This window comes from Streptomyces sp. NPDC037301, from assembly GCF_055602785.1.
The window spans coordinates 1-21277 of the sequence record NZ_JBVJWD010000044.1; the positions used below are offsets into that span (position 1 = coordinate 1).

Sequence of the window (21277 nt, forward strand, 5' to 3'; positions counted from 1 at the left end):
GGACGCCACCGGGGTAGGACTTGGTGGCGTCCCGCAGTTCGATCACCGGGGCCGGCGTCATGACTTCGCCACTCCGACCTTCATGCCCTCGCGCACGTCCGGGCCGCTGACCTCGATCTGTCCGTCGGTGGTCATGCCCGTCTCCACCCGCACCATCTTCGAGGTGGCGCCCTGGACGACTTGGAGGCCGTAGCCGCCGTTCTCGCCGCGCAGGGCGACGACCGCCTCGACGGGGACCGCGAGGACTCCCTTGTGCGCCTCGCTGACGAACTTCACGCTCGCCGACGCCTTGGCGTCCTCGCCGGACGCGGCGCTCGCCCCGCCGTCCAGGACGACCTCGACGGTGATGCCGTCCTGCGCGGCGTCCCCGGAGGCGGTCTCCTCGGGACGCACCGTCCGGGCCACCTTGCCGGTCGCCGTCTTCCCGCTCGGCAGGGTGACCTCGACCTTGGTGCCCCGGGAGGTGAGCGCGCCGTCGCCCTGGTCGAGCTGCGCCCGGACGACCGGCTTGGTGGAGGCGACCGTCAGTACGGGCGTGTCCGGGCCGACCTGGTCGGCGAGCGCCGCGTCAGCGGTGACGACCTTGACCCGGTCGGGCTGGAAGACGACATCGCCCTTGCCGACCCTGCCGGTGGCCTCACGGTTCAGGGACTTCTGCCACCGCTTGACGGCGGCCTCGGTGTCCTTGCCGTACTGCGTGTCGACGTACAGATTCGCCCCGTACCCCAAGTCCCGCAGGTTCCGCTCCAGCTGAAGCACGTCGCTGCCCCGGTCGCCCACCTTCATCTCGCGGAACATCGGGACCGGGCCGTAGAGGAGGGTGACGGGCTTGTCGTTCAGCTCGTACAGTGCCTGCCCCATGGTCAGCGTCTTCCCTTCGGAAGCGGCCACCGTGACGGTGCCCTCGACGGCGGACTTGACGGGGCGGCGCTGGGCGAAGTCGAGCTTTCCGTCGACCGTCTTGGACTGCACGAGGTCGGTGCGTACGACGGTCGCGGTGGCGGGCGGCAGGTCGCCGCCCCTACCGGAGGCACCCCCGTCGCCGCCGTCGCCGAGGAACAGGACTCCCCCGGTGACGGCGCCGGCGACGGTCACCGCGCCGAGCGCGAGGAAGGCGGTGCGGCCCTTCACTGCATGCCGTCCAGACCGTCGAGCAGCTTCGACTTGCACGCCTCGCGGGCCTGCTTGTACGCCGGCGACTCCGGGTCGATGGACGGGGACCCCGGGTTCGGGTCGCCGCCGGGGATCGCGTTGCCGCCGCTCATGGTCGGGTTGGTGAACTTGGAGACGCCGTTGTCCCGCATGCACTTGGCGTGCGCGAGCATCGACTCGTAGTCCTTCTGCTGGTCGCGCTTGGGCTCGGCCGTCATGGCGGCCTGCAACTCGGTGACGCAGGCACCGTCCTTGCCGCCCTTGATGCCCTCGTTGCGGCCGGGCTGGGAGCCGATCTCGTTGACCTTCGTCCAGTCGAGGTGCCCGCTGAGCTTGGGGTCGGGGAAGTCCTTGTAGCCGCCCTTGGTACGCATGCACTGGACGTACTTCATCTGGGCGTCGTAGAAGGCGCTCTTGCCCGCGGGCTGGGTGCTCGCCTTGTTCCCGCCCTTCGCGGCGCCCGCGGTCGGAGCGTCCGGCACGTCGGCGATCGCGTCGTCCTTCTTCGCACCGCCGGCGCTGTCGTCACCGCCCCCGCAGGCGACGGAGAAGGCGAGTACGGGCACGGCCACGAGGGTGGCCATGCGCAGCCGGGCGGGGGTTCGGGGGTTCGTCCTGAGGAAACTCATGCGCTTCACGTTCGCCGCCGCAGATGATGGCCCGTCCATGACCACATGATGGGAACGTAACAATGCCCCCGACCTGCGCGTTCACCCCCAGTACGGAGTAGGCGGAAACGGTCCCGTGTGCCCATAATCGGTCCCATGCCGCATGTACTGCTCATCGAGGACGACGCGTCCGTACGGGACGGAATGGAGCTCGTGCTGCGCCGTCACGGATACGGCGTGGACACCGCCGCCACCGGCGAGCAGGCGCTTGCCCTGCTGGCCGGGGAGCGGGGCGCGCGGGTCGAACTGGCCGTACTGGACCTGATGCTGCCCGGCATGGACGGCTTCGAGGTGTGCCGCCGCATCCGCGCCCGCTCGGCGACCCTGCCGGTGATCATGCTGACCGCGCGCGGCGACGACTCGGACATCGTGACCGGCCTGGAGGCGGGCGCCGACGACTACGTCGTCAAGCCGGTCACCGCGCCCGTCCTGGAGGCCCGCATCCGGGCCGCCCTGCGGCGCGCGGAACCGTCCGCACGACAGCGTTCGGACGCCGATCTCGCCGGGCTGGTGATCGACCGCGCCGGGCTGACCGTCACCAAGAACGGCACACCGGTCGCGCTGCCGCCCACCGAACTGCGGCTGCTGCTGGAACTGTCGGCCTCCCCCGGCCGGGTCTTCAGCCGCGAGCAGCTCCTCGAATCCGTCTGGGACCACACCTACCTGGGCGACTCCCGGCTGGTGGACGCGGCGGTCGGACGGCTGCGGGCCAGGCTCGAGGACGTACCGGCCAAGCCGCGGTACGTACAGACCGTGCGGGGCTTCGGCTACCGCTTCGGGCCGCTGTGAAGCGTACGGACAAGGGCAGGCGCGGGGTCGCCTCGAAGCGGCGCTCTTGGCGGCTCGTCGGCGGGCTGCGCGTCCGGCTCGTCGTCACCTTCGTCGTCGTCGCCCTGATCAGCGCGGTGACCGCGACCGCCCTCGCCTACCGGGACGCCCGTACCGCCGTCCTCCAGCGCACCCAGAACGCGGCCGTGAACGACTTCCGGGAGCGGGCCAGCGCGGTGGCCGCCGACTTCGACGTACCGCCCGACCAGCAGTCGCTGTCCCGGTTCGCGGCGAAGGTGTCGGACGGCATCGGCGGGAAGATCGTGGTCGCCCGCTACCAGGACCTCACCGCGGTCTCCGACTCGTACGCCGAGACGCAGGACCGGATCACCGTCGAGCTGCGCACCGCCGTCATGACCGGCGACAATGCCGCGTTCCAGCGGGTGCAGTGGCGGGGTGAGCCCTACCTGGTCGTCGGCACGCCTGTCACGTTCGCCGACGGGGACCGCCGCACCTCCGGCCTGGAGGTCTTCACGATCACCGATCTGCGGGCCGAGCGCGACGACACCGCCGCCCTGCTGGACTCCGTACGCACGGGCATCGTCCCGGTGGTGCTGCTGGCCGCCGTCCTGGCGCTGCTGGCCGCGGGGACGGTCCTTCGTCCGGTACGGAAGCTGGGCCGGGCCACCCGCGAGCTCGCGGCCGGAGACCTCGGCAGCCGGGTCGCCGTCACCGGGCACGACGAACTCGCCGACCTGGCAACGACGTTCAACGAGACCGCCGACGCGCTCCAGGCTTCCGACACGGAACTGCGCGAGCAGGAGGCGAAGGCACGCCGTTTCGTGGCGGACGTGTCGCACGAACTGCGCACGCCCCTCGCGGCGATGACGATGGTGGCGACCGTTCTGGAGGAGGACGCCGACCAGCTGCCGCCGGACGCGGCGCGGGCGGCCCGTACCGTCGGCGCGGAAACGGCACGGCTGTCCCGGCTGGTCGAGGACCTGATGGAGATCTCCCGTTTCGACGCCAAGGCCGTACGGCTGAACGCGGCCGAGACGGACCTCGCCGACACCGTACGGGCGTCGCTGGCACTGCGCGGCTGGACCGACCGGGTGCAGACGCACCTCCACGAGGGCGTACGGGCGGTGGTCGACCGGCGCCGCATCGACGTGATCGTCGCGAACCTGGTCGGCAACGCGCTGCGGCACGGAGCCCCGCCGGTCACCGTGACCCTCAAGACGGCCCGCGAGGCCGACGGGGAGTGGGTGACGCTGGAGGTCGCCGACCACGGTCCCGGGCTGCCGCCGGAGGCTCGGGAACGGGTCTTCGACCGGTTCTACAAGGCGGACGCGGCCCGCACCCGTGGCACGGCCGACGACAGCGGACAGGGCAGCGGCCTCGGCACGGCGATCGCACTGGAGAACGCACGGCTGCACGGCGGCAAGATCGACGTGGCCGACGCGTCCGATGGACCACAGCGCGGCGCGGTGTTCACGCTGCGGCTGCCCCTGCGACGCACAGGAGAGGGCACGGAATGAACGTCCGACAGGGAGTCGTGATCGCCGCGCTGGCGATCGCTCTCGTGGGCTGCGGCGTCCAGCCGACCGGAGTGATAGGCGCGGGCGAGCCCGCGTCCGGGCTGACGCGCGGCATGCGGCTCTACTACGCGTCCGACAACGGACTGCGCGGAGTACCCCTGCTGGACAAGGAGGTCAAGGACCTCAACGCGGTGGTGAAGCTGCTCGCCGTGGGGCCTTCGCCCGCCGAGCAGCGCGACGGGCTCACCTCTCTCGTCCAGCTCGGCGGCTATTCGGTGACCGGAACGGGCACCCGCGTCACGGTGCGCCTCGACGGCCCCTATGCGGAGTCGGGACGCGACCAGGGCACCGGCCAGCTGGTGTGCACGCTGGCGCGCGCCCAGTCCGTACTCGACCCGAAGGTCAGGACCGACGACGTCGAAGTCACCCTGCGGCCGTCCGAAGGCGCCGCGCTGGGCCCCTACCGGTGTGCGGAGTTCCTCAACGCATGAAACGGGCAGGTGAGTTCGCCTTGCCCACGAAAGCGAGCCGGTCCAGGTCCCTGTTGCTGAAGCGGCGCCGGCCGGCGTGCGACCGCTCCACCTGCGGCATCAGTCCGCGTAGCCGTTGTGCCGCGAGTACTCCTCGATCATATGAGTGAGGATGTATCTCAGCGAGAACACTTCGTCGCCGTAACTCCCGGTGATTTCAAGGGAATCCTAGGTTCTCTTGTCATCCTGCAGCAAGCCGTCATGCCACGCAGGACAGCCGTACGCCCGGGCAATTCCCGGGACCCGACGGCGCCCCCGGCCACGGGTGCGCCCGACGGCTCAGCGGACGTCCGGGCCCTTGAGGATCTCCTCGATCCGGGCCAGCTCCTCGTCGGTGAACTCCAGATCACGGACCGCCTCGACGCTGTTCTCCAGTTGGGCGACGCTGCTCGCCCCGACCACGGCGGACGTGATCCGGCCGCCCCGCAGCACCCATGCGAGCGCCATCTGCGCGAGGGACTGACCGCGCCGGGAAGCCACCTCGTCGAGCGCCCGCAGCCGGTCCACCAGCTCCGGGGTGACCGAATCGGGCGTCAGGAAGGGGCTGCTGCCGGCCGCGCGCGAGCCTTCCGGGATGCCGCGCAGATAGCGGTCGGAGAGGATGCCCTGCTCCAGCGGCGAGTAGGCGATGGAGCCGGTGCCCAGCTCGTCGAGCGCCGTGAGCAGGCCGTCCTCGACCGAGCGGTCCAGCATCGAGTAGCGCGGCTGGTGGATGAGAAGCGGGGTGCCCAGCTCCTTGAGGATCCGGGCGGCCTCCCGGGTCTGCTCCGGCGAGTAGTTGGAGATGCCGACGTAGAGCGCCTTGCCCTGGCGTACCGCCGAGTCGAGCGCGCCCATCGTCTCTTCGAGCGGGGTGTCGGGGTCGGGGCGGTGCGAGTAGAAGATGTCGACGTAGTCGAGGCCGAGCCGGGTGAGGCTCCGGTCGAGCGACGAGAGCAGATTCTTCCTGGACCCCCACTCGCCGTACGGGCCGTCCCACATCAGATAGCCCGCCTTGGTCGAGATGACGAGCTCGTCCCGGAGCCGGGCGAAGTCCGTCCTCAGTGCGCGGCCCATCGCGGTCTCGGCGGCGCCGGGCGGCGGTCCGTAGTTGTTGGCGAGGTCGAAGTGGGTGATGCCGAGATCGAATGCCCGGCGCAGGATCTGCCCCTGGTTCTCCGGCGTCCGGTCACCGCCGAAGTTGTGCCACAGGCCGAGGGAGAGCGCGGGAAGCAGCAGTCCGCTGCGTCCGGTGCGCCGGTAGGGCATGGCTTGGTAGCGGTCGGCGGACGGGAGGTACATGCAGGCTCCACGGAAGAGGGGCGGTTGCGGTGCGCAGGGTCCCAGGTTCGCCGACAACGATCCAGCAGTCCAACAGGAGATTCTGCTTGGATTCAGCGCTTATATTTCTCAATCATGGAGTTGCGTCAGCTGGAACATTTCGTCGCCGTCGCCGAGGAGCAGCACTTCACGCGTGCCGCCGAGCGCCTCGCCGTCTCGCAGTCCGGTCTTTCCGCCTCCGTCCGGGCCCTGGAACAGGAGCTCAGGACACCGCTGTTCAGCCGCACCACGCGCAGCGTGCGGCTGACCGAGGCGGGGCGCGCCCTGCTGGTGGAGGCCAAGCGCACGCTGGCGGGGGCGCGAGCGGCGAGGGACGCCGTCGATGCGGTACGGGGACTGCTGCGCGGCACGCTGTCGGTTGGCGTCGAGCAGTGCGTGCCCGGGGTGCATCTTCCGCGTCTGCTGGCGGCCTTTCACCGTAAGCATCCGCTCATGGAGATCCGGCTCCGCCAGGAGGGCACCACGAGTCTGGTGGACGGGGTGGCCGGCGGGCGGCTCGATGCCGCCTTCGCCGCGACCGTCAGTTCCGTCGAGTGGCGAGGCGAGCTCATCCCGCTGGCGCGTGAGCCCATGGTCGTCCTCTGCGCCCCCGGTCATCGGTTCGCGACGGCGGACCGCGTCGCGTGGGGTGAGCTGCCCGGTGAGTCCTTCATCGACTTCCATCCGGACTGGGGTCCGCGGCGGGCGGCGGACGCGGCGTTCACCGAGGCACGGGTGCGGCGCACGGTGGGGCTGGAGGTGAATGACGTACACAGCCTGCTGGAGCTGGTGCACGAGGGGCTGGGGGTCGCGCTGGTGCCGCACCACTTCTCCCGTAAGCCCGAGGCCCGGGGACTGGTGGCGGTGGAGCTCGAAGGGCCCCGACAGCCTTACTACGAGAGCGTCGTGGTGCTGCCGGCGGCCCGGGCCATGAGCCCGGGCGCGCGGGAACTGATGGCGCTGCTCCAAAGTGACGGCGGGCTGTGAGGGCAGCGGAGCGTGCCGCTGATCGATCTGATGTGGAATGTGCCGACCCTCGAACGGGATCTTCCGCTGGACAGCATGTGGTTCCGGTTCGCCGTCGCCCGGGTGCTGACCGCCGCGGCGGTGGCGCTGTTCGGCTGGGTCGAGGACCTCGCGGCGAAGCGGGGGCCACGGCTGCTGCCTCGACCTCCTCGCCCGCCGCTCCCTGTGCCGTCGGCCGACGATGTCAGCCGACGGCCAGGGACGCGGCCAGCACGAACCAGCGTGCGGGCAGGTCGATACGGGTTCCGTCGGGCAGATACTCGGTCTGGGCCAGGGCGGTGTCACCGCCGGCCAGCGTGGTCAGGCCGGCCGCCCGCAGCAGTTGAGGCACCTCCTCCTCCGTGGCGCCGGCCGGCTTGAGACCATGGTCCAGGACCCGGCGCAGTTTCTCGGGCGGGCCGTCCGGTCCCTGCGTCGCCTGCTGGAGCACCTTCTTGGAGGCCGGGGTCAGCTCGGCGACGAATGCCCGGCCCCGCTCCCCCACCATCGTCGCAACCGCCGCGGCGACGGCTGGCCTGGCCTCGGCCTCGCTCTGGTGGATCACTGCACGCATATAGACATTGGTGTCGCCGATCCGCTCGTGCAGGGCCGCCACGGCCTCCGCGTCGACGAGGTTGAGCTGGGCGAACTCGGCGACGCCGTCGGGGTCCGCGCGGCGTGCGAGCGCGATCGCCGCGTGCGCGAGGTCCACACCGATCGCGCGGGGGAAGCGGGTGGCGAGATAGCGGGTCTGGGTGCCGTTCCCGCAGCCGAGGTCGACGACGGGCAGCGAGGTGTCGGCGTACGGCAGGAGCAGCTCGCTGTGGGGTACGGAGCTGAGGGAGGGGTCGGCGTCCCAGATCGCCTCACCGGGTGCGTCCGAGGTGGCGGACCAGAAGCCCTCCCAAGCCTCGCGGTAACGCTGTGACACGTCCATACGCACTCCCGAGTCCGCTCTTCTGAGGCATTTTGCTCAGGTACGGACTACCGTCCCGGGGCGGCCGCGGCAAGACCGCACGCAGCATCCACCGCCCGTGGCGACGTCCTTCACCAGGTGTGCGACCGGGGGCACGGGATACGGCTGAGCGCCTGTTCGAACCAGACGGTCTTGCCGTGTGCCGTGGCGCTGCTGCCCCATTCGCGGGCGAGGCGCGGCTCCGCGTCCGGCGCCCGCCGGCTATCGGCCCAATCGCCCCCGGGGGTGGTGCGCCCGGCGCACCCGGCCGCGCACGGAACGGCGCCGTTGCGCTGCCGGGCCGGCCGGTGAAGCCATCGGCCGGCCCGTTCCTCGCAACGGTCAGTCCTCGTGGCCCAGTTGGAGGTCGCGTTCGGTCCGTCCGCCACCCGCGACCTGGAGGACGGTGGCCACCGGCGGATACCCGGCCGCGATCACCGTGTACTCACCGGTGGACAGGTCCACGAACCGGAATGCGCCGTCGGGCCCGGTGGTGAGCGTGTCGACCACATTGCCCGCCGCGTCCAGGAGCGTGACCCGGGCGTCCTCGACGGGCCGGCCGCCGCTGGCCCGCACGACGCCGCGCAGCACCGCTCCACCGGCGAGTTCGATGTCCTGCCGGGTCTCCCTGGCCGCCTGCACGCTCACCGGCAGCGCGGCGGGCCGGAAGGCGGGCGCGCTGGCGGCGAGGGTGTACTCGCCGGCCACCAACTCCGTGATCACATAGCCGCCTTCGCGGCCGCTGCGGGTGGACGCGACCACTTCACCGCGTACATCGGTGAGGGTGACGGCGGCGTCGCGCACCGGGATGCCGTCGGCGGTGACGACGGTCCCGGCAAGGCGTCCCGCACCGCCGAGCACCACATCGAGCTCGACGGGCCGTTCGCCCACGGTGACGCTGACGGCCTGCGGCTGGTGGCCGCCGGCCGCGGCGATGAGGACGTACGAGCCGGCGCCGGGCACGCTCAGCGCGTACCGCCCGTCGTCCCCGCTCGCGCCCCGTCCGACCTGCTGTCCCTGGACGTCGATGAGGGTGAGGGCAGCACGCGGGACCTTCGTACCGTCGGGGTGCTGGACGCTGCCGCACACGGGCACACCCGACAGGTACACGGGCGGCGGAGCGGCAGAGGTGGTGCGGGCGGCGGGGATCGGTGCGGACTCGGCGGCGGTTTCGGGGCTGTGATGGGACACCAGCGGTTTCTCCTTGAGGAAGAAGGCGAAGAACAGGCCGAGCGCGAGCACCGGCACGAGGTAGAGGAAGATCCGCGGCATCGCGTCGGCGTACGCCTGGATGTAACTGTCGCGCAGCGCGGGCTCCATGGCATGGACCAGCTGCGGGGTGATCGACCCGGGGTCGGGGAGGTCGGCGCCGGACGGCAGCCGGACGGCGAGCGCGTCCGCGAGGCGGCCCGCGAAGAGCGTCCCGAAGACGGCGGCGCCGACGCTGCCGCCGATCTGCCGGAAGTAGTTGTTGGCACTGGTGGCGGCGCCGAGGTCGGCGGGCTCCACGGAGTTCTGCACGGCGAGCACCAGTACCGGCATGACCAGGCCGATCCCGATGCCGAGCACGGCCTGCGCGATGCTGTATTCGAACCGCGGGGTATCGGTTTCGAGCCGGGAGAGCAGCCACATGCCGGCCACCGAGGCGGCGGCGCCGAGAATCGGATAGACGCGGTAGCGGCCTGTGCGGGAGATCAGCTGACCGGAGACGACGGACGCGCCGACGACGCCGCCCATCATCGGGAGCATCAGCAGCCCGGATTCGGTGGCCGTGGCGCCGTCGACCATCTGCAGGAACGTCGGCAGATAGCTGGCGGCGCCGAACAGTGCGACCCCGACGACCGCGCCGACGAGCGCGGTGACATTGAAGATCGAGTCACGGAACAGCCGCAGCGGAATGATCGGTTCGGCTACCCGGTGCTCGACGACGACGAACAGCAGGGCCGTTCCGGCGGCTCCGGCGGCCAGCCCCAGAATGGTGCGCGATCCCCAGGCGTACTCCGTACCGCCCCAGCTGGTCAGCAGCACCAGGCAGGTGGAGGCGGCCGCGAGCAGCAGCGCGCCGAGGATGTCGAGGCGGGGCCGGACGGTGGGCCTGGGGAGTTTCAGTACGACGGTGATGACGGCGAGGGTGATCAGGCCGAACGGGACGTTGATGTAGAAGCACCAGCGCCAGGAGGCATGGTCGGTGAAGAAGCCGCCGAGCAGCGGGCCCGCGACGGAGGCGAGGCCGAAGGCTGCACCGATGAGCCCCATGAACCGGCCGCGTTCCCGGGGCGGTACGACATCCGCGATGATCGCCTGGACACCGATCATGAGCCCACCACCGCCGATGCCCTGGACGGCACGGAAGGCGATCAGTTCGTCCATGGTGCGGGACCAGCCGGCCAGCGCGGAGCCGATGACGAAGACGACGATGGCGAACTGGAAGACGCCCTTGCGGCCGAAGAGGTCACCGAGCTTTCCGTAGATCGGCAGGCCGATGGTGGAGGCGAGGAGGTACGCGGTGACGGCCCAGGACATCTTCTCCAGGCCGTGCAGCTCGCCGACGATCTTCGGCAGTGCGGTGGCGACGATCATCTGGTCGAGCGCCGCGAGCAGAAGCGTGAGCATCAGCCCGAGGAAGACCAGCCGGATGTGGCGGGGGGTGGCCTCCGGCACGGCGGAAGGCGCGATGACCGCGGCTTCCTCCGCCTCTTCCGTCCTTTTCACGTCAGGGGGCGGTGAGGGCGGCGTGGTCGCCGCCCCGGCGGCCCCCGCACCGCTCGGCTCGTCCTCCAACAGAGTGATCCCACCCACCACGTGCCGCTCCCCTCGTCGCATCTGCGCCGCCCATTTCTCGCATTGCGCGACAAGCGAGGGCAAACGCGGCGGGGGGGCGCTGACGGCGCACTCGGGGGGCTTAGCCGCCGGTGGGAGCCACTACGGCGCACAACCGACGGGCCGAGAAAACCACCCGAACCGGTGAGGCCGGTCAAGAGAGGTTGGAGCTACTTCTCGACCTCGGTGGCAAGGTTCTGCAGCAGCTCGTCATAGATCCGCCCAAGTCCCTTGGGCGCAAAGGTCTTCTCGAAGAATCCACCGATGCCGCCGGCGCCGTTCCAGACGGTCGACACGACCGCCTTCGACTTGCCCTCACCGGCCGGAGTGACGGTCCAGGTGGTGACCATCGAGGAGTTGCGGTCCTTCTCCACGAGCCGGCCATCGGTGGGCTCGGTGACCTCCAGCAGACAGTCGCGCACCCGCTTGCTGGTGGCCTGGAGCTTCCAGTGGACGAGGGTGCCCTCGCCGTCACCGCCCTCACGCACCTCGTACTCGCTGAAGTGTCCGGGCAGCACCTTGCCCCGGACCTCCTTGTAGTCGGCCAGCGCGTCGAACACCGTCTCCGCGTCCGCCGCGATGACTCGCTCCGTCGTTGCCTCGACCTGCGCCATGGCTGTTCCTCCAGCACTCGGTTGTTCGGGGGTGTGCTGAGCCAACCACCTCCGGGACGCCGCTCAAAATCCGGGCCGGGACGAAGGGGAGAAAACGATCAAGGGAACAAGTGTTCTATTCTCTGCCCAGTGCTACCGAGGAGGCGTCCATGCGCTGGGACAATCTGGTCGACAACCCCACCAATACCGGAGCCAGCGCGCTCTTCACCGCTGACGCGGTGACCACGCGCACCTTTGACACGTCGAAAGTGCCAACAGACGCACATCACAGCCGATAGTCTGCCCGGCATGACCAAACGACGCCCCCGCGCGAGCCTGTATGCCCGCCTGTCCGTTGCGGCTGACGCAGAGAACGTGTCCCTAGATGGCATGGTCAACGACATGCGAGCGCTGGCCGAACGTGAGGGGCTGGCCGTCCTCGAACCCGCGCACGTCGACGATGGACGCTCCGGCGGGTTCCGTGACCGTGATGAGTTCACCGCCTGGCTCGATGATGCCCGATCCGGCCGCGCTGATGTCCTGATGGCATACCACACCGACCGGCTGACCCGTGAGGGGCTGAACGTCGCCGCATCGATCCTGGACGTAGTAGAGGGGAAGAACCCGGAGACTGGCCGGCCCGCACACCGTCCCGTCCGCCTGCTCGATTGCTTCGGTATCGACTCGGCACAGGGTGATGCGTTCCGGTTCCGGTTCGTCATTCAGGCGGAGGTAGGACGCAGCGAGCGGGAGCGGATCCGTCAGCGGGCAAAGGACCGGGCGCGCCGGCTGAACCGAGCAGGCCGCTGGGGAGGTGGCGCTACGCCGTTCGGATATCGCGCTGTCGCCAACCCTGATGGTCCCGGATGGGTGCTGGACATAGAGCCGAGCGAAGCGCAGGCAATCCGTGAGGCTGTCGATGCGCTGCTGGGCCCAACTCCCGATCCGCTGAACCGAGTTGCCCGCCGGATGAATCACGCTGGGGTCGCTCCGCGGAGAGCTGCACAGTGGACCAGGCAGACGCTCGGAAAGCTGCTGACCAGTGAGCACCTGCTCGGCAGGGTCAGCGAGAAGGGGCGCCCGCTCCGGGATGCCGACGGTGAGTACGTGGCGCCGTGGCCTGCGATCCTCACTGCCGCTGAGCTGTCGGCCCTGCGTGCCCATCTGACGCCGTCCGGTGATGCTCCGTACTCCGGCGGCCGTCGACCCGCCCGGCTGCTGTCTGGACTGCTGTCCTGCGCTTCCTGCGGGGCAACGTTGCAGGTGTTCCGCCGGGCAAGCCGCACTGCGAACCCTGATCCCGTTGTGGGCTATCGCTGCGTCAGCCGTAGCCACGGTGGGAACTGTCCGGCCCCCGTCAGCGTGAACGCCCCGCACGTCGAGGAACACGTAACCGGCCGCTACCTGACCACCGCTGGCCCGATGCCTATGTATGTGGAGCGGGTGATCGTCGCTGGCGTTGATGAGCTGTCCAGTGTGGAGGCGGATATCAGGGACGTCCTAGCGGACATGGCCACAGCCGCTGATGCCGCCACGTTCGAACGTCTGCAACGCCTCCAGGAGCGCCGGGCAGAACTCGCCGAGCAGGAACCCGAACAGCGCGTCGAAATGGTCCCCACGGGGCGCACGATGGCGCAGCACTGGGCTGAGGCGATGACCGATGACCGGCGCGACCTGCTCGCTGCTGCGTTCGCCGAAATGGTTGTGAAGCCAGGCAAGCCGGGACCGAAGACGTTCGACGTATCGCGGGTGGTGCTGCGCTGGGTTAGCTGACGCAGCAGCGAGACAAGCCCCGGTGGTGCAGAGTGTGCCCCGGGGTTTCCTGTAGGGGGTGGGGGAAGTGCTCGAAACGGACTACTGCATCAGCCGGGCCACTGATGAAGACAGGGCGTTTCCCCTTGATCGTGGACACCCTGTCCTACGGATCTTCACGATCCAATGATCAGGGTGTCCACGATCAAGGGGAAACGCCCCAACGCCCCGGAGCTGCTGCGCGGCCAGCTGGCGTCCAGCCGCTGGCACGGCGCACACATCGCGATGGGGACCAATGTCGACTGTTATCAGCGCGCCGAGGGCCGCTACCGGTTGATGCCCGGCATCATCTCGGCCCTGCGCGATCACGCGAACCCGTTCTCGATCCTGACCAAGGGGACTCTGATCCTGCGCGATCTGGAGCTGCTGAGGCAGGCGGCCGAGGTCACCGATGTCGGCATCTCCGTCTCGGTGGGTTTCGTCGACGACGGGCTGTGGCGCACCGTGGAGCCCGGCACGCCCTCCCCCGAGCGCCGCCTCGACGCCGTCCGCACGCTGAGCGAGCACGGCATCGACTGCGGCGTGCTGATGGCGCCCGTCATCCCGTTCCTCGGCGACCACCCGGACCAGTTGCGCGCCACGGTCCGGGCGATCGCCGCCGCCGGGGCGACCTCGGTGACCCCGCTCGTCCTCCATCTGCGGCCCGGCGCCCGGGAGTGGTACATGCGGTGGCTCGGGCAGCACCACCCCCATCTGGTACGGCGCTACGAGCGGCTGTACGCCGAGGGGGCCTATGCGCCCAAGTGGTACCAGCGGCGCATCACGCGGTACGTCCACGAACTGGCGGCCGAGTTCGGCATCGGCCCCTCGTGCCGCGGCTCGGCCCGCCGGCTCCCCGTGCGTCAGGAGCGGCGGTCACCGCTCGACGGCCCCGAGCCCAGCCGGCTGGCCCTGCTCCGACCCGGCGGATCCGACAGGGGCAGGCCTGGCGCATCCGACTCGGGCAAACGGGTCAACTCTCAATAGAACATGTCCTTCCGGGCGCGAATGTGGGGAGCATGCGGCGGGGGCTGCGCCAGGCGCAGCCGTCTTTCCCCCACCACGGGAGGCCATATGACGAAACGTCCAGGAATTCTGTTCGCCGTCGGTGCGACGGTCGCCGGTCTGGTGACCGCCGCACCGTCCCCGGCGACCGCCGACAACGGTGCGCGGCACACCGCAGCCGAGCTCAGCTGGACCGACTGCGGCACCAAGTCGTACCCGAGTCTGCAGTGCTCATCGGTCAGTACGCCGCTCGACCATGACGATCCGTCGGGTCGGCAGATCACCCTCGCCCTGTCCCGGATCCCGCACACCGCGGAGACCTTCCAGGGTCCCCTGCTCGTCAACCCGGGCGGCCCCGGGGGCAGCGGCCTCTCGATGGCCGGCTTCGTTGCGTCCTCGCTGCCGAAGTCGGTTGCCGCTCAGTACGACGTGATCGGGTTCGACCCGCGCGGCGTCGGTGAGAGCGAGCCCGCGCTGGACTGCGTACCGAAGTACTTCGATCCGCTGCGCCCCGACTCGGTGCCGGACTCGCTCGCGGTCGAGGAGGCCAACCGCAACCGGGCCCGCTCGTTCGCGCAGGCATGTGGCGAGAAGTACCCGGATCTGCTGCCCTACATGGACACCGTCAGCGCCGCCAAGGACCTCGACGTGATCCGGCAGGCAACCGGTTCCCAGCAGCTCAACTACTTCGGGTACTCGTACGGGACCTACCTCGGCGCGGTGTACGCCAAGCTGTTCCCGGAGCGGGTGCGGCGTCTGGTCCTCGACTCGAACGTCGACCCGGAGGGCGTCTGGTACGACGACAACATCGGCCAGAACTACGCTTTCGACGCCCGCCACAAGGCGTTCGCCGCGTGGGTCGCGAAGCACGACACCACGTACCGGCTCGGCAGCGACCCGGCGAAGGTCGAGGATGCCTGGTACGCGATGCGTGCCGCCGTCAAGGCGCACCCGGCGGGCGGGAAGGTCGGGGCGAGCGAGCTGGAGGACACCTTCCTGCCCGGCGGCTACTACAACGGCTACTGGCCGTATCTGGCCGATGCGTTCGCGGCGTATGTGAACGACCAGGACCAGGACGCGCTCGTGAAGGCGTACACGAAGTTCGGCGCGGTCGACGCGAAGGCCGACAACGGGTACTCGGTCTACTCGGCCGTACAGTGCCGCGACACCCAGTGGCCCCGTCAGTGGAACACCTGGCGCAACGACAGCTGGAAGGTGCACGACAAAGCACGCTTCTTCACCTGGAACAACACCTGGTACAACGCCCCGTGCGTCGACTGGCCGGTGGAGCCGCTGAACCCGGTGCGGGTCTCCAACGACAGCCTGCCGCCGGCGCTGCTCTTCCAGGCCACCGAGGACGCTGCCACGCCGTACGAGGGCGGAGTCACCCTGCACCGCAAGCTGCGCGACTCCAGCCTGGTGGTCGAGCAGGGCGGCGGCAATCACGGCATCACACTGAGCGGCAACGACTGCCTGGACACCTATCTGGCGGACTATCTCGACAAGGGCACCGTCCCGCGCGGCGAAGGCAGCGGGGCCGACGCGGACGCGGTCTGCGCCAAGTCCCCCGACCCGAAGCCGCTGACCGGCAGGGCGGCGGTGGAGTCGGCCCGGGGAACGGGTTCCGGCAGCAGGGGCAGCATCCTGCACAGCCTGCTCGGCTTCCGCGGCTGACGCCCTGCGAACCCGGGCCGGATTCCTGTATGGGCCATCCTGACGCATGCATCAGGATGGCCCATATGACGATACGGACCACGCCCGATGTGCTCGTAAGGGACATGACTGTCGACGACTGCGAGGCGGTCGCGAGAGTCCGGGTGCGCGGCTGGCAGGCCGCGTACGCCGGACTGATGCCGCAGTCGCATCTGGACGCCATGGACATCGCCGAGGTCGCGGAACGGAGCCGTGGATTCTTCGCCGAGGGCAACCCGGTCGTGAATGTGGTGGCCGAACGGGCGGGCCTCGGTGTGATCGGCTGGGCCTGCTACGGCCCGTACCGCGAGAACGGCAGACGGCCGGCGCGGGGCGAGCTGTACGCGATCTATGTGCTGCCCGAGCAGATCGGGACCGGGGCCGGCCGTGCCCTGATGGCTCAGATGCTCACCCGCGCCACCGCGGACGGCTTCCCGGACCTGGCGCTCTGGGTGCTGAAGGAGAATGCCCCGGCCCGCCGCTTCTACGAGCGCTCGGGTTTCCGCCCCGACGGCGCCGAGGAGCCCTTCGAGGTGGACGGCGTACTCGTACCCGAGGTGCGGTACGTGCGTGCCCTCGGCACCCCTTGAACGCGTCGGCGCCGGACCGGTCGGCAGAGGTCCGCACCCTCAGGCCCTCCGCAGGCGGCTGAGCGCGTCCCGTGCCGCGCCGCCCAGTCTCGGGTGCGGCAGCGCCGCCTCCAGGAGCGGGCGGGCCTGTTCGTCCCCGAGCTGCCCGAGCCCTTCCACGCAGGCGAGCGCCACCCGCCAGTGCGGATCGTCCGGGGCCAGGAGCCGCTCCAGGGTGCTCATCAGCGCCGGTACGGACTCCGGGGCCCGAAGCGCGGTGAGCAGCCGCACCGGGTGCAGGGCGTACGCGGTGCGCAGGTTGTTCGTGGCCAGGGCCGCGGCGGCCCGGGGCGTGCGGGGGTCGCCGAGGCGCACCAGGGCGTGGGCGGCGGAGACGCAGCGCTCCGGGTCTCGGTGGTTGAGCAGCAGGACCAGCGCCTCGAAGGCCCGTCGGTCACCGCCGCAGCCGAGCCTGAACGCGGCGATCTCCCGTGCCCAGAGCGGGCGTTCGCGTTCCACGAGGACCCGGGCCAGTTCCTCGTCGTCATCGGTGGCGAGCAGTCTGCGGTACGCCGCCGACTCCCCCGCCTCGTCCGCCAGCCGGTCCGTCAACGACCGGAACTCCTCGTCCATGACCCTCAGCGTATCGGCGATGACAGTGAGTGTGAGCCGGACCACAGCAACTCGGGGCTGGCGTGCTCGTTACTCACCGGTTAAGCTCATGTGAGCGGGACACAATCCCGCCGGCTCCGGTGGCCTGGTGACGCAGCCACCCGGAGTGCTTGTCGGTTCGGCAGCTTTGCGAGACGTGACTCCGGGACAGAGTCCGTCGCCCCTTCCCGGTCCGGGCGCGCCCATCGCGCCTCGGCCTTGAGCACCACGACACGCAATTCCCGCACGCCCTGCGCCAGTTCGCCTTTTATGCGCGCGCCGTGCTCCTCACAGTCGTCACTCATTCTCTGGAGTCCCGTGATGGACACCCCGCTCAGCACCATTGCCGTCGTCGGTCTCGGCACCATGGGCACCGGCATCGCCGAAGTCCTGGCCCGCGCCGGCCACGAGGTCATCGGTATCGATATCAGCGACGCGGCCGCCCGTCAGGCCGTCGCCGCCCTGGAAGCCGCGACTGCCCGCGCCGTGCGGCGCGAGCGGATCACGGAGGAGGAGCGCAGCGACGTCCTCGCCCGGTTCCGTACCTTCGGTGACCTCCAGGCCGCCGCGGAGGCGGAGCTGGTCATCGAGGTCGTGCCCGAGTCGTACGAGATCAAGCAGCAGCTCTTCCGGGAGCTCGACGCGATCGTCTCCCCGACCGCGATCCTGGCGACCGGCACCAACGCCCTGTCGGTCACCCGGCTCGCCGCCGAATCGCTGCACCCCGAGCGCGTGCTCGGTCTGCACTTCTTCAACCCGGCGCCCGCGATGAAGCTGGTCGAGGTGGTCTCCTCGGTGCTGACCGCGCCGCCGGCCGTCGAGGCGGTCACCGCGCTCGCCCGCAGCCTGGGCAAGGAGCCGGTCGCGGTCGGCGACCGGCCGGGCTTCGTCGCCGACGGGCTGCTGTTCGGGTACCTCAACCAGGCCGCCGCGATGTACGAGGCGAACTACGCCTCCCGTGAGGACATCGACGCGGCGATGAAGCTGGGCTGCGGCCTGCCGATGGGACCACTCGCCCTCCTCGACCTGATCGGGATCGACACCGCCCGTACCGTCCTGGAGGCGATGTACTCCGCGTCGCACGACCGGCTGCACGCCCCGGCCCCCGTCCTCAGGCAGCTCAGCGAGGCGGGGCTGACCGGCCGCAAGTCGGGCCGCGGCTTCTACACGTACACGGAATCCGGTAGCCAGACCGTGGTGCCGGACGCGCTGACCCCGCAGGAGAGCGCGTCGCCGGCCGGCGGACGCACGGTGCGGTCGGTGGGCGTCGCGGGCTCCGGGACGATGGCCTCGGGGATCGCCGAGGTCTTCGCGAAGGCCGGCTACGACGTGGTGCTCGCCGCCCGCAGCCAGGAGAAGGCGGACACGGCGAAGGGCCGGATCGCCAAGTCCCTGGAGCGTTCCGTCGCCAAGGGGCGGCTGACCGCCGAGGCGCGGGACGAGACCCTGGCCCGGATCACCGCAGCCGGTTCGCTGGACGCCTTCGCCGATGTCGATCTCGCGGTCGAGGCGGTCGCCGAGGACCTGTCGGTCAAGCAGCAGCTGTTCGGGACGATGGACAAGGTCTGCAAGCCGGGTGCGGTGCTCGCCACCACCACCTCGTCACTGCCGGTCGTGGCGATCGCGCGGGCCACCTCGCGCCCGCAGGACGTCATCGGGATGCACTTCTTCAACCCGGCGCCCGCGATGAAGCTGGTCGAGGTCGTCCGTACGGTGCTCACCGCGGACGATGTCCACGCCACCGTCCGCGAGGTGTGCGTCAAGGTCCGCAAGCACCCGGTGGACTGCGGGGACCGGGCCGGCTTCATCGTGAACGCGCTGCTGTTCCCGTACCTCAACAACGCGATCAAGATGGTCGAGGAGCACTACGCGAGCCTCGACGACATCGACGCCGCGATGAAGCTGGGCGGCGGCTACCCGATGGGCCCGTTCGAGCTCCTCGACGTCGTCGGACTCGATGTCTCGCTCGCCATCGAGAAGGTGCTGCACGGCGAGTTCCGCGACCCGGGCCTGGCCCCGGCTCCGCTGCTGGAGCATCTGGTGGCCGCCGGCTGCCTCGGCCGCAAGACGGGGCGCGGCTTCCGCGAATATGCCCGGCGCTGAGCCGGGAGCCGGGTGGGGCGGGCTGCTCGATCCTTCGGGCGGCCCGCCCCCACGGGCGCATTCCCCTGCACCGATGCAGTACGTTCACACCATGTCCCAGCCCGCCAGGTCCCCCCGTGTCTCCGCCGCGTCCGACACCCAGGAAAGTGCCGCAGGCACCCGCGCCGCCGCCCAACGGCTCAAAATGCGCCGCGAACTGGCCGCCGCGGCAATGGAACTCTTCGCCTCGAAGGGGTACGAGGCGACGACGGTCGACGAGATCGCGGGCGCCGCGGGAGTCGCCCGGCGGACCTTCTTCCGGCACTTCCGCTCCAAGGAAGAGGCGATCTTCCCGGACCACGACGACACCCTCGTCAGGGCCGAGGCCGTCCTCAATGCCGCCCCCGCGCACGAGCACCCGCTCGACACCGTCTGCCGCGGCATCAAGGAAGTCATGAAGATGTACGCGGCAAAGCCCGCGGTCTCCGTGGCCCGCTACAAACTGACCCGTGAGGTCCCCACACTGCGCGAGGCCGAAATCGCCTCGGTGGCCCGCTACGAGCGACTGTTCACGCGCTATCTGCTGGGCCACTTCGACGAGCACGACCACCATGTCGGCAATGACGACCCACTGCTCGCGGAGGTCGCGGCATCCGCCGTCGTCACCGCGCACAACCATGTGCTGCGCCGCTGGCTGCGGGCGGGCGGCGAGGGCGATGTGGAGGCCCAGCTCGACCACGCCTTCTCGATCGTCCGCGACACGTTCGGGACCGGCATCGGCGCGGGCCGGATCGCCGGCACCGAACCGGCGAAGCAGCCGGCCGCTTCGGTGACGTCCCAGGGCGAGGTACTCGTCACGGTGGCGCGGACGGACGCGCCCCTCGAAGAAGTGATGCGCACGATCCAGCAGGCGCTCAAGAACCGCTGAGCAGGGACGGGGCCGGCCGGCCCCGTCCCCGTACCGGAAACCCGGTTGCCGTGCCCGCGCCCCGGTGCTGTGGTGTGCGGATGAATCATGATCGCGACACACTTCTGACCCTATTCGACCGCGAAATGCGCGAGCACGCCCGCCCCGACGGCCCCGGTGTCCGGGTCGAGCGCACCGGTGATGTCGTACGACAGGTCGGCGCGGCCGACGACTGGAACGGTGTCGTGTGGTCGGCCCCGGACCTGGATGCCGTACGGGCGGACGCGGCGATCGCGGCACAGGTGGCGCACTACACGGCGCTGGGACACGACGAGTTCGAGTGGAAGCTGTACGCGCACGACCGGCCGGCGGATCTGGCGGAGCGGCTGCTGGCTGCCGGTTTCGAGGCGGAGGAGCCGGAGACCCTGCTGGTCGCCCCGGTGGCGGACCTCTCGACGGCGGTGGAACTGCCCGAGGGCGTCCGGCTGCGCACCGTGAGTGACGCGGACGATGTGGAGCTGATGGCCCGCGCCCATGGGCAGGCATTCGGCTCGGACTGGTCGCGACTGCGGCGTCAGGTGCTGGCCAGGCTGACCGAGGACCCGGACAGCTTCGTCGGCGTCCTCGCCATGGTGGGCGACGAGCCGGTGAGCTCGGCCAGGATGGAGCTGTACCCGGGCACGGGCTTCGCGGGGCTCTGGGGCGGCGGAACGGTCGAGGCGTGGCGCGGGAGGGGCATCTACCGGTCCCTGGTCGCCTTCCGCGCCCGGATCGCGGCGGAGCGCGGCTACGGCTACCTTCAGGTCGACGCCTCCGATCAGAGCAGCCCGATCCTCCAGCGACTCGGATTCCTGGCCCTGAGCACCACGATTCCTTACGTGTACCGGCCCTCGCGCTGACCGCTTCCGGCGGGACAGAACCTCCCGGAACACCTCTTGCGTTGCTCATGCGTGCCCGGCGGGTGACAAGTGAGAGAAATTGTTGGCACCGAGTGCCTTGCCAGGTGTCACGGAGTGCCATACGTTGAAGTTGTCCGGGCGGCCGGCGTGCTGAGATCTCACGTACGCCGGCTGTCCCCGCAAGCAATATGCCTGCGCGCCCGGACGCCTGCGTCACAGGCAAACCCTTCTGCTCCACAGAGCAAGCCGAAGCCTTACCAGCCGAACCGACGGCAGCACCTCCACACCACACCGCTCCCCTCAGCTTGCAGGGATCCTCAAGCGTTCCCTCAGCGCCCCCACCCGCCGGAGGC

At 70.2% G+C, this 21277-nt stretch carries 18 protein-coding genes and 2 pseudogenes; 12 read left to right on the forward strand and 8 right to left on the reverse strand.

Annotation, left to right across the window (positions count from 1 at the left end):
* Positions 1-57: 57 nt before the first annotated feature.
* A complete protein-coding gene (locus tag ACZ7IB_RS38850) occupies positions 58-1131 on the reverse strand; it encodes a peptidoglycan-binding protein (RefSeq protein ID WP_470919238.1) in 1074 nt (357 codons plus the stop codon).
* Positions 1128-1781, reverse strand: coding sequence for a hypothetical protein (locus tag ACZ7IB_RS38855; RefSeq protein WP_470919240.1), 654 nt, complete (start codon positions 1779-1781; stop codon positions 1128-1130). The genes ACZ7IB_RS38850 and ACZ7IB_RS38855 overlap by 4 nt, the downstream gene beginning before the upstream one ends.
* A gap of 135 nt (positions 1782-1916) precedes the next feature.
* Between ACZ7IB_RS38855 and ACZ7IB_RS38860 the strand changes: the two genes are divergently transcribed.
* From ACZ7IB_RS38860 to ACZ7IB_RS38870, 3 genes are read left to right on the forward strand one after another with little or no spacing between them, the layout of a single operon-like run.
* A complete protein-coding gene (locus tag ACZ7IB_RS38860) occupies positions 1917-2609 on the forward strand; it encodes a response regulator (protein ID WP_413752434.1) in 693 nt (230 codons plus the stop codon).
* Positions 2606-4126, forward strand: a complete 1521-nt coding sequence (locus tag ACZ7IB_RS38865) for an ATP-binding protein (RefSeq protein ID WP_470919242.1) — start codon at positions 2606-2608, stop codon at positions 4124-4126. Before ACZ7IB_RS38860 ends, ACZ7IB_RS38865 begins: the two co-directional genes overlap by 4 nt.
* Positions 4123-4617, forward strand: a complete 495-nt coding sequence (locus ACZ7IB_RS38870; RefSeq protein WP_470919244.1) for a GerMN domain-containing protein — start codon at positions 4123-4125, stop codon at positions 4615-4617. Before ACZ7IB_RS38865 ends, ACZ7IB_RS38870 begins: the two co-directional genes overlap by 4 nt.
* A 19-nt stretch (positions 4618-4636) precedes the next feature.
* On the opposite strand, the pseudogene ACZ7IB_RS38875 reads toward ACZ7IB_RS38870, so the two are convergent.
* Together ACZ7IB_RS38875 and ACZ7IB_RS38880 are read right to left on the reverse strand one after the other, a co-directional pair.
* Positions 4637-4723: pseudogene (locus ACZ7IB_RS38875) on the reverse strand (MerR family transcriptional regulator); the annotation flags it as partial.
* Positions 4724-4935: 212 nt separating this feature from the next.
* Entirely contained in the window at positions 4936-5937 is a 1002-nt protein-coding gene (locus ACZ7IB_RS38880; RefSeq protein WP_470919245.1) for an aldo/keto reductase, read from the reverse strand.
* A 114-nt stretch (positions 5938-6051) separates the two neighbouring features.
* On the opposite strand from ACZ7IB_RS38880, the gene ACZ7IB_RS38885 reads away from it, so the two are divergent.
* Positions 6052-6942, forward strand: a complete 891-nt coding sequence (locus ACZ7IB_RS38885; RefSeq protein ID WP_470919246.1) for a LysR family transcriptional regulator — start codon at positions 6052-6054, stop codon at positions 6940-6942.
* Between the two features lie 223 nt (positions 6943-7165).
* Here the strand turns inward: ACZ7IB_RS38885 and ACZ7IB_RS38890 are convergent, their stop codons facing one another.
* From ACZ7IB_RS38890 to ACZ7IB_RS38900, 3 genes are all read right to left on the reverse strand, one after another.
* Positions 7166-7897, reverse strand: coding sequence for a class I SAM-dependent methyltransferase (locus tag ACZ7IB_RS38890; protein WP_470919247.1), 732 nt, complete (start codon positions 7895-7897; stop codon positions 7166-7168).
* Between the two features lie 360 nt (positions 7898-8257).
* Positions 8258-10717 carry an MFS transporter gene (locus ACZ7IB_RS38895; RefSeq protein ID WP_470919248.1) on the reverse strand — a complete coding sequence of 820 codons (2460 nt, stop codon included), beginning with the start codon at positions 10715-10717 and terminating at the stop codon, positions 8258-8260.
* 188 nt (positions 10718-10905) lie between these two features.
* Positions 10906-11349 (reverse strand): SRPBCC family protein, encoded by a 444-nt coding sequence (locus tag ACZ7IB_RS38900; protein WP_327271869.1) that lies wholly within the window; start codon positions 11347-11349, stop codon positions 10906-10908.
* Between the two features lie 149 nt (positions 11350-11498).
* On the opposite strand from ACZ7IB_RS38900, the gene ACZ7IB_RS38905 reads away from it, so the two are divergent.
* The 5 genes and pseudogenes from ACZ7IB_RS38905 to ACZ7IB_RS38925 all read left to right on the forward strand — a co-directional run bounded on the left by ACZ7IB_RS38905 (position 11499) and on the right by ACZ7IB_RS38925 (position 16406).
* Positions 11499-11627 carry a hypothetical protein gene (locus ACZ7IB_RS38905; protein WP_470919314.1) on the forward strand — a complete coding sequence of 43 codons (129 nt, stop codon included), beginning with the start codon at positions 11499-11501 and terminating at the stop codon, positions 11625-11627.
* Between the two features lie 10 nt (positions 11628-11637).
* Positions 11638-13101 carry a recombinase family protein gene (locus ACZ7IB_RS38910; protein WP_470919249.1) on the forward strand — a complete coding sequence of 488 codons (1464 nt, stop codon included), beginning with the start codon at positions 11638-11640 and terminating at the stop codon, positions 13099-13101.
* 201 nt (positions 13102-13302) lie between these two features.
* A pseudogene (locus ACZ7IB_RS38915) lies at positions 13303-14106 on the forward strand (radical SAM family protein); the annotation flags it as partial.
* Between the two features lie 87 nt (positions 14107-14193).
* Entirely contained in the window at positions 14194-15798 is a 1605-nt protein-coding gene (locus ACZ7IB_RS38920; protein WP_470919250.1) for an alpha/beta hydrolase, read from the forward strand.
* 65 nt (positions 15799-15863) lie between these two features.
* On the forward strand, positions 15864-16406 hold the full coding sequence (locus ACZ7IB_RS38925) for a GNAT family N-acetyltransferase (RefSeq protein WP_470919252.1): 543 nt from the start codon (positions 15864-15866) through the stop codon (positions 16404-16406).
* Positions 16407-16445: 39 nt separating this feature from the next.
* On the opposite strand, the gene ACZ7IB_RS38930 is transcribed toward ACZ7IB_RS38925, so the two are convergent.
* On the reverse strand, positions 16446-17018 hold the full coding sequence (locus tag ACZ7IB_RS38930; RefSeq protein WP_093894901.1) for an adenylosuccinate lyase: 573 nt from the start codon (positions 17016-17018) through the stop codon (positions 16446-16448).
* Between the two features lie 339 nt (positions 17019-17357).
* Here ACZ7IB_RS38930 and ACZ7IB_RS38935 point away from each other — a divergent pair, with 339 nt between their 5' ends.
* From ACZ7IB_RS38935 to ACZ7IB_RS38945, 3 genes are all read left to right on the forward strand, one after another.
* Positions 17358-19139, forward strand: coding sequence for a 3-hydroxyacyl-CoA dehydrogenase family protein (locus ACZ7IB_RS38935; RefSeq protein WP_470919254.1), 1782 nt, complete (start codon positions 17358-17360; stop codon positions 19137-19139).
* A gap of 91 nt (positions 19140-19230) precedes the next feature.
* Positions 19231-20046, forward strand: a complete 816-nt coding sequence (locus ACZ7IB_RS38940) for a TetR family transcriptional regulator (RefSeq protein WP_470919255.1) — start codon at positions 19231-19233, stop codon at positions 20044-20046.
* A gap of 80 nt (positions 20047-20126) precedes the next feature.
* Positions 20127-20924, forward strand: a complete 798-nt coding sequence (locus ACZ7IB_RS38945) for a GNAT family N-acetyltransferase (RefSeq protein WP_470919257.1) — start codon at positions 20127-20129, stop codon at positions 20922-20924.
* The last annotated feature ends 353 nt before the right edge of the window (positions 20925-21277 follow it).